Here is a 13,322-nt window from a genome sequence, read left to right on the forward strand (position 1 = left end):
GGTGATGTTCCTTCTGGTGAGACGATTCTCCCTAGAAAGGAGGTGATCCAGCCGCACGTTCCCGTACGGCTACCTTGTTACGACTTCACCCCCCTTACCCTCCACACCTTCGGCGCCTCCCCCCCCTCGGTTGGGCCGGCGACTTCGGGTGCAGACGACTCGGGTGGTGTGACGGGCGGTGTGTACAAGGCCCGGGAACGCATTCACCGCGGCGTGCTGATCCGCGATTACTAGCAACTCCGACTTCGCGGGGGCGGGTTGCAGCCCCCGGTCCGAACTGGGGCCGGCTTTAAGGGATTCGCTCGCCCTCGCGGGTTCGCAGCCCGTTGTGCCGGCCATTGTAGCACGTGTGCAGCCCTGGACATAAGGGGCATGATGACTTGACGTCGTCCCCACCCTCCTCCGGCTTGACGCCGGCGGTCCCGCGCGGGTGCCCAGCATGACCTGCTGGCAACACGCGGCGGGGGTTGCGCTCGTTGCGGGACTTAACCCAACATCTCACGACACGAGCTGACGACAGCCATGCACCACCTGTTCAGGCTCCTCTCGGCCACGGCGTCTCCGCCGCTTCACCTGAATGTCAAGCCCAGGTAAGGTTCTTCGCGTTGCTTCGAATTAAGCCACATGCTCCGCTGCTTGTGCGGGCCCCCGTCAATTCCTTTGAGTTTTAGCCTTGCGGCCGTACTCCCCAGGCGGGACGCTTAGTGCGTTGGCTGCGGCACGGGGGGATCGTCCCCCCACACCTAGCGTCCATCGTTTACGGCTGGGACTACCAGGGTATCTAATCCTGTTCGCTCCCCCAGCTTTCGCGCCTCAGCGTCAGTCGTGGCCCAGAGGGCCGCCTTCGCCACCGGTGTTCTACCCGATATCTGCGCATTCCACCGCTACACCGGGTATTCCACCCTCCCCTGCCAGACTCAAGCCCGGAGGTTCCGGGAGCGGGCGGGGGTTGAGCCCCCGGATTTGACTCCCGGCCTGCCAGGCCGCCTACGCGCGCTTTACGCCCAATGAATCCGGATAACGCTCGCCCCATACGTATTACCGCGGCTGCTGGCACGTATTTAGCCGGGGCTTCTTCTGCAGGTACCGTCACCTCGCGGCCTCTTCCCTGCTGAAAGCGGTTTACGACCCTAGGGCCTTCGTCCCGCACGCGGCGTCGCTGCGTCAGGGTTCCCCCCATTGCGCAAGATTCCCCACTGCTGCCTCCCGTAGGAGTCTGGGCCGTGTCTCAGTCCCAATCTGGCCGGTCGGTCTCTCAACCCGGCTACCCATAATCGCCTTGGTGGGCCGTTGCCCCGCCAACTAGCTAACAGGCCGCGGGCCCATCCCCCGCCGCTAACGCTCTCCCGGCACCGCCATGCGGAGGTGCCGGAGTACCCGGTATTAATCACGCTTTCGCGAGGCTATCCCGGTGCGGGGGGCAGGTTGCCCACGTGTTACTCAGCCGTTCGCCACTCTATGCACGCACCGAAGTGCGTCTTAACCGTTCGACTTGCATGTGTTAGGCGCGCCGCCAGCGTTCATCCTGAGCCAGGATCGAACTCTCCGTTCAAGTATGGGGGCGTGAAGCCCCCACGCGTTTGAAAGCGGGTCCGACCCGTCGCTCCGATCGCTGCTATCGCTTCTCGGACTCATCTACCATTTAGGGAAAGGAATCGACGAGGCGCTTGTCGCGCACTCGCCAACCATCCTAGATAATAGTGCTGTCTGTAACTGGCGCGACCTCGTCGGTCGCGGTATCCGGTTCTCAGGGTTCGTCCCGCGCTCGGGCCGCCGGCATCTGCCGCCGCGCCGTCGCGCGAGGAGTTAATATACGCTCCCGCCCCGCCGCCCGCAAGGGGCGCGGGGCGCCTCCACGGCTTGCACACAACTCGGGGGGCGGGGGGCGATCCGCGCGGGGCCGCCGCGCGCCGCCCCTCGGCACAGTCGTCAATTCCAACGCATACAAATATACCCTGGTAGATTAGCGAATCTACCAGGGTATATCCACGTAAAATGCCCCTCGTTGGTCAGCGACGTCCTGCTCTCCCACGGACTCACTCCGCAGTACCATCGGCGCTGGGGGGCTTAACTTCCGGGTTCGGAATGGGACCGGGTGTACCTCCCCCGCCATGGTCGCTGACCAACGAGGGGCATTCTGCTGTCAGGGGCCGGCCCGGCCGGGCCCTCAGGGCCGCACAGCGCGCAACGGGAAAAGGCGTGACCGCGCCCGACGACGGGTGACGCACCGCCACCTGGGAAGTCGAGTGATGGAAGAGCTCGGGCTATTAGTGACGCTCGGCTGAGCGCGTCGCCGCGCTTGCACCTGCGCCCTATCGACCTCGTGGTCTACGAGGGCCCTTACCGAAGGGAAGACTCATCGCGGGACTGGCTTCCCGCTTAGATGCCTTCAGCGGTTATCCAGACCGGACTCTGCTACCGGGCGGTGCCGTTGGTCGACAACCCGTGCACAGGAGGTCCGTCCACCCCGGTCCTCTCGTACTAGGGGCAGCCTCCCTCAATCTTCCTGCGCCCACGGAGGATAGGGACCGAACTGTCTCACGACGTTCTGAACCCAGCTCGCGTACCGCTTTGAATGGCGAACAGCCATACCCTTGGGACCTGCTCCAGCCCCAGGATGCGATGAGCCGACATCGAGGTGCCAAACCTTCCCGTCGATGTGGACTCTTGGGGAAGATCAGCCTGTTATCCCCGGAGTACCTTTTATCCGTTGAGCGACGGCCATTCCACTCTGGGCCGCCGGATCACTAGAGCCTGGTTTCCCACCTGCTCGGCTTGTTGGCCTCGCAGTCAAGCCTGCTTACGCTCTTGCACTCTTGAGGACGGTTGCCGACCGTCCCGAGCAGACCTTGCGCGCGCCTCCGTTACTCTTTGGGAGGCGACCGCCCCAGTCAAACTACCCACCAGGCACGGTCCCCCACCCCGGTCAGGGCGTGGGGTTAGGATGCCAGAGCGTCGGGGGTGGTATTCCAAGGGTGGCTCCCCGGGGGCTGGCGCCCTCGGTTCGTTGCCTCCCACCTATCCTCTACGCGACGGTCCGGCAGCCAATGCCTAGCTGCAGTAAAGGTTCACGGGGTCTTTCCGTCCTTCCGCGGGTAAGTCGCATCTTCACGACTAGTGCAATTTCGCCGGGGCCATGGTCGAGACAGCGTCCAAATCGTTGCGCCTTTCGTGCAGGTCGGAACTTACCCGACAAGGAATTTCGCTACCTTAGGACCGTTATAGTTACGGCCGCCGTTTACCGGGGCTTGGGTTCGCGGCTTCACCCGGAGGTTGACCGCTCCCCGTGACCTTCCGGCACCGGGCAGGCGTCAGACCCTATGCGTCGCCTTACGGCTTGAGCAGAGTCCTGTGTTTTTGATAAACAGTCGTTTGGACCTCTTCGCTGTGGCCGGCCCGCGCTCGGGGGGCAAGCCCCTCCACGCCACGCCGGCACCCCTTCTCCCGAAGTTACGGGGCAGTTTTGCCGAGTTCCTTAACCATGGTTCTCCCGATCGCCTTGGTATGTTCTACCCACCCACCTGTGTCGGTTTGCGGTACGGGCCCCTAGCGGATCCCTAGGTGCTTTTCTTGGGAGCATGGGCTCACCGGCTTCGCTCGCTCGCTTCGTCCGGCGCCTCAGGCCACGTGATGCCCGCGTTTCACAAGGCATCGCCCTACGCGCCATCGCGGGGACGTCCAGAACCCCGTCCGGCTACCCTCCTCCGTCACACCTTCGGTCAGACTCCGCGTCGGGGGTGCGGGAATGTCGACCCGCTGTGCATCGGCTACGCCTTCCGGCCTCGCCTTAGCTCCCGACTGACCCCGGGGGGATTAGCCTCGCCCGGGAAACCTTGGGTTTACGGCGGCGGCGTTTCCCACGCCGCTCTCGCTACTCATGCCAGCATTCTCACTTCCGGCCGCTCCACCGAGGGTCGTCCCTCGGCTTCGCCGCAGGCCGGAAAGCTCCCCTACCGGTCGCGCCCACAAGGGCGCCACCCCGCCGCTTCGGTGCCGTGCTTAGCCCCGTATATTGTCGGCGCATGTCCACTCGACCAGTGAGCTGTTACGCACTCTTTAAATGAATGGCTGCTTCTAAGCCAACATCCTGGTTGTCTGAGCAAACGCACATCCTTTGCCACTCAGCACGGACTTCGGGACCTTAGCGGGCGGTCTGGGCTGTTTCCCTCTCGAACACACAGCTTAGCCCACATGTTCTGACTGCCGGGATCCGGACCTGTGGCATTCGGAGTTTGGTCGGCTTTGGTAGGCGGTGAGGCCCCCGCGGCCGTCCAGTGCTCTACCTCCACAGGTGAGCTCCCGACGCTAGCCCTAAAGCTATTTCGGGGAGAACGAGATATCTCCGGGTTTGATTGGCCTTTCACCCCTACCCACGGGTCATCCCCTCAGTTTTCAACCTAAGTGGGTTCGGCCCTCCACGGGGTCTTACCCCCGCTTCAGCCTGCCCATGGGTAGCTCACCCGGCTTCGCGTCTGCGGCGCGCGACTGAACGCCCTGTTCAGACTCGCTCTCGCTGCGGCTCGGTATCTCGCCTTAACCTCGCCGCGCACCGCAACTCGCTGGCTCATTCTACAAAAGGCACGCCGTCACACCCCTAGGGGGTGCTCCGACTGCTTGCGGGCGCACGGTTTCAGGTACTGTTTCACTCCCCTCCCGGGGTGCTTTTCACCTTTCCCTCACGGTACTGGTACGCTATCGGTCACTGGAGAGTGCTTAGGCTTGGAGGGTGGTCCCCCCTGCTTCCCACCGGGTTTCACGTGTCCGGCGGTACTCGGGTGCCAGGCGGCGGGGACCGCGGATCCGCGTACGGGGCTCTAACCCTGTACCGCCGGCCTTCCCATGCCGTTCCGCTTCCTCGGTCCTTTGTAACCGCGCAGTGCCTGGTCCCACGACCCCGGCGGGGCTTGCGCTCCCGCCGGTTTGGCCTCTTCCCCGTTCGCTCGCCGCTACTGGGGGAGTCTCGTTTGATTTCTCTTCCTCCGGGTACTTAGATGTTTCAGTTCCCCGGGTTGCCCCCCGCCGGGCTATGAGTTCGCCTGGCGGGTGACGAGCCATGAAGCTCGCCGGGTTTTCCCATTCGGAGACCCGCGGGTCGACGGGCTTGTGCCCCTCACCGCGGATTATCGCAGCTTGACGCGTCCTTCTTCGGCTTCCAGTGCCAAGGCATCCACCGTGCGCCCCTACCATCTTCCTACTCGACAAGATGGCGGGTCACGTCACATATCCATCGTACAGATGCGATCATGCTAGAAAATCTCGTTGCTACGCTATGCGGCTCTCAGGGTGCGGTCGGGGGCGAGCCCTCGGGACCGGACGCCGCGGCCTGCGGTCGCGCCAGTGGTAGCAGTTGGAGTGGACGGGCCGCCCCGTAGCAGGTGATGTTCCTTCTGGTGAGACGATTCTCCCTAGAAAGGAGGTGATCCAGCCGCACGTTCCCGTACGGCTACCTTGTTACGACTTCACCCCCCTTACCCTCCACACCTTCGGCGCCTCCCCCCCCTCGGTTGGGCCGGCGACTTCGGGTGCAGACGACTCGGGTGGTGTGACGGGCGGTGTGTACAAGGCCCGGGAACGCATTCACCGCGGCGTGCTGATCCGCGATTACTAGCAACTCCGACTTCGCGGGGGCGGGTTGCAGCCCCCGGTCCGAACTGGGGCCGGCTTTAAGGGATTCGCTCGCCCTCGCGGGTTCGCAGCCCGTTGTGCCGGCCATTGTAGCACGTGTGCAGCCCTGGACATAAGGGGCATGATGACTTGACGTCGTCCCCACCCTCCTCCGGCTTGACGCCGGCGGTCCCGCGCGGGTGCCCAGCATGACCTGCTGGCAACACGCGGCGGGGGTTGCGCTCGTTGCGGGACTTAACCCAACATCTCACGACACGAGCTGACGACAGCCATGCACCACCTGTTCAGGCTCCTCTCGGCCACGGCGTCTCCGCCGCTTCACCTGAATGTCAAGCCCAGGTAAGGTTCTTCGCGTTGCTTCGAATTAAGCCACATGCTCCGCTGCTTGTGCGGGCCCCCGTCAATTCCTTTGAGTTTTAGCCTTGCGGCCGTACTCCCCAGGCGGGACGCTTAGTGCGTTGGCTGCGGCACGGGGGGATCGTCCCCCCACACCTAGCGTCCATCGTTTACGGCTGGGACTACCAGGGTATCTAATCCTGTTCGCTCCCCCAGCTTTCGCGCCTCAGCGTCAGTCGTGGCCCAGAGGGCCGCCTTCGCCACCGGTGTTCTACCCGATATCTGCGCATTCCACCGCTACACCGGGTATTCCACCCTCCCCTGCCAGACTCAAGCCCGGAGGTTCCGGGAGCGGGCGGGGGTTGAGCCCCCGGATTTGACTCCCGGCCTGCCAGGCCGCCTACGCGCGCTTTACGCCCAATGAATCCGGATAACGCTCGCCCCATACGTATTACCGCGGCTGCTGGCACGTATTTAGCCGGGGCTTCTTCTGCAGGTACCGTCACCTCGCGGCCTCTTCCCTGCTGAAAGCGGTTTACGACCCTAGGGCCTTCGTCCCGCACGCGGCGTCGCTGCGTCAGGGTTCCCCCCATTGCGCAAGATTCCCCACTGCTGCCTCCCGTAGGAGTCTGGGCCGTGTCTCAGTCCCAATCTGGCCGGTCGGTCTCTCAACCCGGCTACCCATAATCGCCTTGGTGGGCCGTTGCCCCGCCAACTAGCTAACAGGCCGCGGGCCCATCCCCCGCCGCTAACGCTCTCCCGGCACCGCCATGCGGAGGTGCCGGAGTACCCGGTATTAATCACGCTTTCGCGAGGCTATCCCGGTGCGGGGGGCAGGTTGCCCACGTGTTACTCAGCCGTTCGCCACTCTATGCACGCACCGAAGTGCGTCTTAACCGTTCGACTTGCATGTGTTAGGCGCGCCGCCAGCGTTCATCCTGAGCCAGGATCGAACTCTCCGTTCAAGTATGGGGGCGTGAAGCCCCCACGCGTTTGAAAGCGGGTCCGACCCGTCGCTCCGATCGCTGCTATCGCTTCTCGGACTCATCCATCATTTAGGGAAAGGAATCGACGAGGCGCTTGTCGCGCACTCGCCAACCATCCTAGATAATAGTGCTGTCTGTAACTGGCGCGACCTCGTCGGTCGCGGTATCCGGTTCTCAGGGTTCGTCCCGCGCTCGGGCCGCCGGCATCTGCCGCCGCGCCGTCGCGCGAGGAGTTAATATACGCTCCCGCCCCGCCGCCCGCAAGGGGCGCGGGGCGCCTCCACGGCTTGCACACAACTCGGGGGGCGGGAGACATACATATATAGGTAAGAGAGTCTCGCGTTTCTCGCCCTACTAATATGTTTTGTCACGTGCAGGAGGCCTGAAACGTAAAAGGTGGGAGCAATTGCGTATAGATAGAGAACGGGCCCGAAGGGCGTTCGCCGACTACGTGGCGGCATATGACCCGAACAGCCCGCGCATCGCGCTCAAGATAGCGCACACGTATCGTGTGGCAGACATCGCCGCGAGAATCGCAGGCGCCGAGGGACTGTCGGCAGAGGATGTTGACCTGGCCTGGCTATGTGGCCTCGTGCATGATGTCGGCCGCTTTGAGCAGGTGCGCCGTTGGAACACGTTTCGCGATGCAGACTCGGCAAGCCACGCGCTGCTTGGCGTGAGGGCGTTGTTTGGACCCCGCGAGCGCCTGGGCGTTCCTGTCGGTGGTACGGACGCCGGCATGCCTCGCATTCGCGACTTTGCGGCCGACAAAAGCGAGGATGAGCTCATCCGCACCGCGGTGGCGCTGCACAGCGACTACCGGCTGCCCAATGGGCTCGACGCACGCATGCGCACGTTTTGTGAGCTCACGCGTGACGCGGACAAGGCTGACATCCTTCGTACCGTAGACACCGATACGCCCGAGACGCTCCTTGGCTGCACGGCTGACGAGCTTCTCGGCAGCAGCCTCTCCACAGAGGCCGTTGCCGCGTTTGACGAGCGACGCTGCATGTTGCGCAATGAGCGGTCGCAGCCGGCCGACTTCCTCGTAAGCTTCTGCTGCTTTGCCTTTGAACTCGCGTTCGAAGAGAGCCGCGCCATCATGCGCGAGCAGGGATACATATATGAGCTTCTCGAGCGGCCGTTTGGCATCACGGAGCCGTTTCGCCGCGAGGGCACGCGCCACGAGCTTGGGCGCATGACCCGCGAGATGCACACCTACCTGGAGGGAGGCGCCTCATGACCAAGCCTCGCATACTTCTTGTTGCCACGGGCGGCACGATTGCCTCGGCAGAGGACGGCAACGGCCTGACGCCGCAGCTCACCGGCGAGCAGCTCGCCGGCTACGTGCCACAGGCCGCAGAGCTCGCCGACATCGACATCGTTCAACCGATGAACATCGACAGCACGAACATGCGCCCGGCGGACTGGCAGGCCATAGGCGATGCGATTCTCGCGCGGTACGAGGACTACGACGGGTTCGTGGTGCTGCACGGCACCGACACGATGGCCTACACGGCGGCCGCCCTCTCCTACCTCATCCAGGACAGCCCACGACCCATCGTGCTCACCGGATCACAGCAGCCCATGGGCAGCCCGTTCACGGACGCGCGCATCAACCTGTACCAGAGCGTCCTGTATGCGGCAGACCCGGCGTCGCACGACGTTGCCGTAGTGTTTGGCGGCAAGGTCGTGGCGGGCACACGCGCCCGCAAGCAGCGCACGATGAGCTTCAACGCGTTCACGAGCGTGAACTACCCGGAGCTGGCGCTCATCCGCAACGATCGCATCATTCGCACGGCGCCGGCAGGCACGGGCGCGATACCCAACGGCGCACGCAAGGACCTGGAGCCGCGCGTCTACCACGACCTGGACGAGCGCGTGTTCGTGCTCAAGCTCACGCCCGAGGTGAACCCCTCCGTCTTTGAGCTGCTTCGCCGCGACTACGAAGCCATCATTCTCGAAACGTTTGGCATCGGTGGCATCCCAGACACGCTGCACGACGCCATCTTTGGCTGGGTTGACTCCGGCCGCACGCTCGTGGTGACCACGCAGGTGCCCGAGGAGGGCCTTGACCTGGGCGTCTACGAGGTGGGACGCGCCTACGCCGAGCATCCGGGCATCCTTAAGGGCGCGGACATGACCTGCGAGGCGCTCGTGGCAAAGACGATGTGGGCGCTGGGCCAGACGCGCGACCCCAAACGGCTGCGCGAGCTGTTCTATGAGCCAATCAACTGCGACAGGCTGCCGGAGGCATAGCCATTCGGGACGATCGGGGGCTTGCCTGGCGGCAGAGCCGCATCGAGCCCGCCTCTCAAACGTTACAAGGTGGTTTCACCCCGCCGGGCGGCGCCGACGCATTGACGTGAATTCCCCCTCCAGCAGGTACTATTCAGCTATCACCATCGATTCGCGGGGCCCAGCAAACGCCACGGCTCCGCGCAAAGGAAGGGGACCCATGAATTCCATCTCCAGGCGCACGTTCCTGGCCGGCTCCGCCGGCGCGGCTGCCCTCGCCCTCACCGCGTGCGGCGGCTCCGGCAGCTCCGACGCCTCTGGCGACAAGACCTACAAGATCGGCGTCCTGCAGCTCACGCAGCACGCCGCGCTCGACGCCGCCAACGAGGGCTTCGTGGAGGCCCTCGACGCCTCGGGCATCAAGTACACCATCGACCAGCAGAACGCCAACAACGACCAGAGCGCCTGCGCCACCATCGCCTCGAAGCTCGTGGGTGACGGCGACGACCTCATCTTCGCCATCGCCACGCCGGCCGCCCAGGCCATGGCGGCCGCCACGAGCGACATCCCCATCGTGGGCTCCGCCATCACCGACTACGCCGCCTCCGGCCTCGTCGCCGACAACGACAAGCCCGGCGGAAATCTCACCGGCACGTCCGACATGAACCCCGTCGACGACCAGATCGCCATGCTGCAGAAGGTCCTGCCCGAGGCCAAGCACATCGGCATGCTCTACTGCACCGCCGAGTCCAACTCCCAGCTCCAGATCGAGATGGCCGAGGCCGCATGCGACAAGGCCGGGCTCACCACCGAGCGCTTCACGGTCTCCAGCTCCAACGAGATCCAGAGCGTCGTGGAGTCCATGGTGGGCAAGGTCGACGCCGGCTACTCCCCCACCGACAACACCATCGCCGCTGCCGCCGCGCAGGTGGGCCAGATTGCCAAGGAGGGCAAGCTGCCCTTCATCACCGGCGAGGAGAACATGTGCATGGGCATGGGCATCTGCACTGTGTCCATCGACTACAAGGAGCTTGGCAAGATGGCCGGCGAGATGGCCGTCAAGATCCTGAAGGGCGAGGACACCCCCGCCAACATGGCCATCGAGACCGAGACGGGCGACCAGCTCCAGACCATCAAGAACGAGGAGATGGCCGAGGCCCTCGGCATCGATCTCTCCGTGCTCGACGCCTAGCCAGGCGGGCCCGTGCCACGGGCGCGCCGCCCCGACGCGGGCGGGCTCACGCTAAACTAGGGCGAGTTGTGCGTCGCGCGCCCCGGTGGGTAGGCACCCGCCGGGGCGCATTTCAATGGAAGGAACGTTCATGCTGACAGCAATGCTCGGCGCCGTCTCCCAGGGCATCCTGTGGGGCATCATGGTGCTCGGCGTGTTCATCACCTACAAGCTGCTCGACATCGCAGACCTGACGGTCGACGGCAGCTTCGCCACGGGCGGCGCGGTGTGCGCCGTGTGCGTGGTCGCGGGCGTCAACCCGGCGCTCGCCGTCGCGGCCTCGATGCTTGCGGGCGCCATCACCGGCGCAGTCACGGGCTTTCTCGCCACCGCATTCGAGATCCCGGCCATCCTCGCCGGCATCCTGACGCAAATCAGCCTGTGGTCGGTGAACCTGCGCATCATGGGCAAGTCCAACACGCCGCTGCTCACCAACGAGACGGTGTTCACGCAGCTTGGCAACGCAACGGGACTGCCCGCGAACGTGTGTGCCATCATCGTGGGCCTCATCGTGGCCGTGGCAATCGTGGCGGGCCTGTACTGGTTCTTTGGCACCGAGATCGGCTCGGCCCTGCGCGCCACCGGCGACAACGAGGCCATGATTCGCGCGCTTGGCGTCCACACCAACACCACGAAGGTCATCGCACTCACGCTCTCCAACGCCCTCGTCGGCCTGTCCGGCGGCCTCATCTGCCAGCAGCAGAAGTATGCCGACATCGGCATGGGCACAGGCGCCATCGTCATCGGCCTGGCGGCCATAGTCATCGGCGAGGTGCTCGGACGCATGCTGCCCGGCGGCCTCTCCAAGTTCGCGCACAGGCTCATCTCGGCCGTCGTGGGCTCGATCGTCTACTTCCTCATCCGCGCCATTGTGCTGCAGCTGGGCATGGACGCCAACGACATGAAGCTGCTGTCCGCCATCATCGTGGCAATCGCCCTGTGCGTGCCCGTCGTGACGGAGCGCGTCCAGAGACGCCGGGCCTACTCGAAGGGAGGCGAGCAGTAATGACGACGATGCTCAAGCTCTCGCACGTCACCAAGACGTTCAACAAGGGCACCGTGACCGAGAAGCGCGCGCTCACGGGCGTGAACCTCGAGCTTGTCGAGGGCGACTTCGTGACCGTCATCGGCGGCAATGGCGCCGGCAAGTCCACGCTGCTCAACATGATCGCGGGTGTCTACCCGCTCGACGCGGGCACCATCGAGCTCGATGGCACCGACGTCTCCCACATGACCGAGCCACAGCGCGCCAAGTTCCTGGGCCGCGTGTTCCAGGACCCGATGCGCGGCACCGCCGCAGACATGCAGATTGCAGAGAATCTCGCGCTGGCCAAGCGCCGCGGCCAGAAGCGCGGTCTTGCCTGGGGCATCTCCGCCGAGGAGAAGGAGGAGTACCCCAAGTTGCTCGCCACGCTGGGCCTGGGCCTGGAGACGCGCATGTCGGCCAAGGTCGGTCTGCTCTCCGGCGGCCAGCGCCAGGCGCTCACGCTGCTCATGGCCACGCTCACCAACCCCAAGCTGCTGCTGCTTGACGAGCACACGGCCGCCCTTGACCCCAAGACGGCCAAGAAGGTCCTCGACCTCACCGAGCAGATCGTCACCGAGCGAGGGCTCACGACGCTCATGATCACGCACAACATGAACGACGCGATTCGCCTGGGCAACCGCCTCATCATGATGCACGAGGGCAACGTCATCTATGACGTGCGTGGCGAGGAGAAGAAGAGCCTCACCGTGCCCGACCTTCTGCAGAAGTTCGAGGAGGTCTCGGGCGGAGAGTTCGCGAACGACCGCATGCTGCTGAGCTAGCGAAGTCGCAACGCACGGTTCAGCATGAGCATCCGAGAGGGCCTCGCCTTGCGCGGGGCCTTCTTTCGTTCATGCTATCCTCTACCTGTGCTTTTGGACGGGGCCGAATGAACATGCCAGACGTGGCCCCGCTATCAATCACGAGAACAGGAGGGCGCAAGCCCATGAGATCAGAAACCTCCGAGGCGCTGGGGCGTCTCGTCTCCATCTTCGTCGCGGCCATCGAGGGCGTAGGCGAGGTCATCCCGGACAGCGCAATCGACCAGCTCGCAGCCGACCCGCTGGGCACGTGCGAGAGGCTCAACGAGCTCGCACTGTCCTGCGGTGCCATCGACGAGGGCGTGGACACCGCGCTTGCCGCCATCTACGAGTCCATGGACGCGGCGGACGCACGTGGCAACGTGGACGAGGAGTGCGTGGCCCACGTCGTTGCCGCCTGGACCAGCACGCACGTCGAGCGTCCGGCTGAGGAGCCCGCAGCCGCCGAGGCAAAGCCCGAGTCCGAGGAGAAGCCCGCCGCCGAGACGCAGGCCGGCGCCGGCAGCGAGGAGGGCGAGCCAGCCGAGAAGCCCAAGCGCCGCCGCAATCGCAAGCGCCGCGAGGCGGAGGAGCCCGAGGCCGCAAACGAGCCCGAAACCCCCCGCGAGGAACAGCCCACCGAGAAGGCGGACGTCAAGCCGGGCCGCAGGTCTCGCGCCCGCGCCAGGGGAATCGAGCAGACTGAGAGCAGCGAGGGCCCCGAGAAGCCAAAGAGAGACAGGAAGCGTGCCGCAAAGACGGTTGAGGAGCGGGCGGAGGCGTCCGAAAGGCCGACTGGGCACGCCGGGACCGAGCCGGCCGCACGCGAGCAGCTCCCGGTACACGAGGCCTCGGCCTCCCCGGCAGACGCCGAGGCCAGCGCCCCAGAGACGCTCAGCGTTGACCAGGCTACGGCCATCCTTGGCGTGAGCAGGCCCACGATCTACAAGCTCATCGAGTCTGGCGAGCTACCGGCGCACAAGAAGGGCCGCTCGTGGCGCATCTCGGCCGCAGCCGTGGCAGACCGGGCGTCCGGCAAGTAGCCAAGCACCTCGGCACAGACACCAAGCGAACCAGAC

The 13,322-nt window shown here is 64.9% G+C and carries 6 protein-coding genes and 4 rRNA genes; 6 read left to right on the plus strand and 4 right to left on the minus strand.

What is annotated here, in order from left to right; translation table 11 throughout:
• Positions 1 to 35: 35 nt before the first annotated feature.
• The 4 genes from Pcatena_RS07005 to Pcatena_RS07020 form a co-directional block, all read right to left on the minus strand.
• Positions 36 to 1,552 (minus strand): 16S ribosomal RNA (locus Pcatena_RS07005).
• 455 nt (positions 1,553 to 2,007) lie between these two features.
• Positions 2,008 to 2,123 (minus strand): 5S ribosomal RNA (gene rrf, locus Pcatena_RS07010).
• A 124-nt stretch (positions 2,124 to 2,247) separates the two neighbouring features.
• Positions 2,248 to 5,194 (minus strand): 23S ribosomal RNA (locus tag Pcatena_RS07015).
• 215 nt (positions 5,195 to 5,409) lie between these two features.
• Positions 5,410 to 6,926: ribosomal RNA gene (locus Pcatena_RS07020) — 16S ribosomal RNA — on the minus strand.
• Together the 16S, 23S and 5S rRNA genes form the textbook arrangement of a ribosomal RNA operon.
• A gap of 472 nt (positions 6,927 to 7,398) precedes the next feature.
• Between Pcatena_RS07020 and Pcatena_RS07025 the strand changes: the two genes are divergently transcribed.
• From Pcatena_RS07025 to Pcatena_RS07050, 6 genes are all read left to right on the plus strand, one after another.
• Positions 7,399 to 8,190 (plus strand): HD domain-containing protein, encoded by a 792-nt coding sequence (locus tag Pcatena_RS07025; protein WP_172596407.1) that lies wholly within the window; start codon positions 7,399 to 7,401, stop codon positions 8,188 to 8,190.
• A complete protein-coding gene (locus tag Pcatena_RS07030) occupies positions 8,187 to 9,206 on the plus strand; it encodes an asparaginase (protein WP_126422908.1) in 1,020 nt (339 codons plus the stop codon). Before Pcatena_RS07025 ends, Pcatena_RS07030 begins: the two co-directional genes overlap by 4 nt.
• Positions 9,207 to 9,405: 199 nt before the next feature.
• The gene (locus tag Pcatena_RS07035) at positions 9,406 to 10,377 is read left to right on the plus strand and encodes an ABC transporter substrate-binding protein (RefSeq protein WP_126422909.1); all 972 of its coding nucleotides are present in this window, start codon (positions 9,406 to 9,408) and stop codon (positions 10,375 to 10,377) included.
• A 130-nt stretch (positions 10,378 to 10,507) separates the two neighbouring features.
• Entirely contained in the window at positions 10,508 to 11,422 is a 915-nt protein-coding gene (locus Pcatena_RS07040; RefSeq protein ID WP_126422911.1) for an ABC transporter permease, read from the plus strand.
• 8 nt (positions 11,423 to 11,430) lie between these two features.
• Complete coding sequence (locus Pcatena_RS07045) at positions 11,431 to 12,225, plus strand: ABC transporter ATP-binding protein (RefSeq protein ID WP_126423482.1); 795 nt, start codon at positions 11,431 to 11,433, stop codon at positions 12,223 to 12,225.
• A gap of 164 nt (positions 12,226 to 12,389) precedes the next feature.
• Positions 12,390 to 13,286 carry a helix-turn-helix domain-containing protein gene (locus Pcatena_RS07050; RefSeq protein WP_172596408.1) on the plus strand — a complete coding sequence of 299 codons (897 nt, stop codon included), beginning with the start codon at positions 12,390 to 12,392 and terminating at the stop codon, positions 13,284 to 13,286.
• The last annotated feature ends 36 nt before the right edge of the window (positions 13,287 to 13,322 follow it).

The sequence above is a fragment of the Parolsenella catena genome, assembly GCF_003966955.1.
Classification (GTDB): Bacteria; Actinomycetota; Coriobacteriia; order Coriobacteriales; family Atopobiaceae; genus Parolsenella; species Parolsenella catena.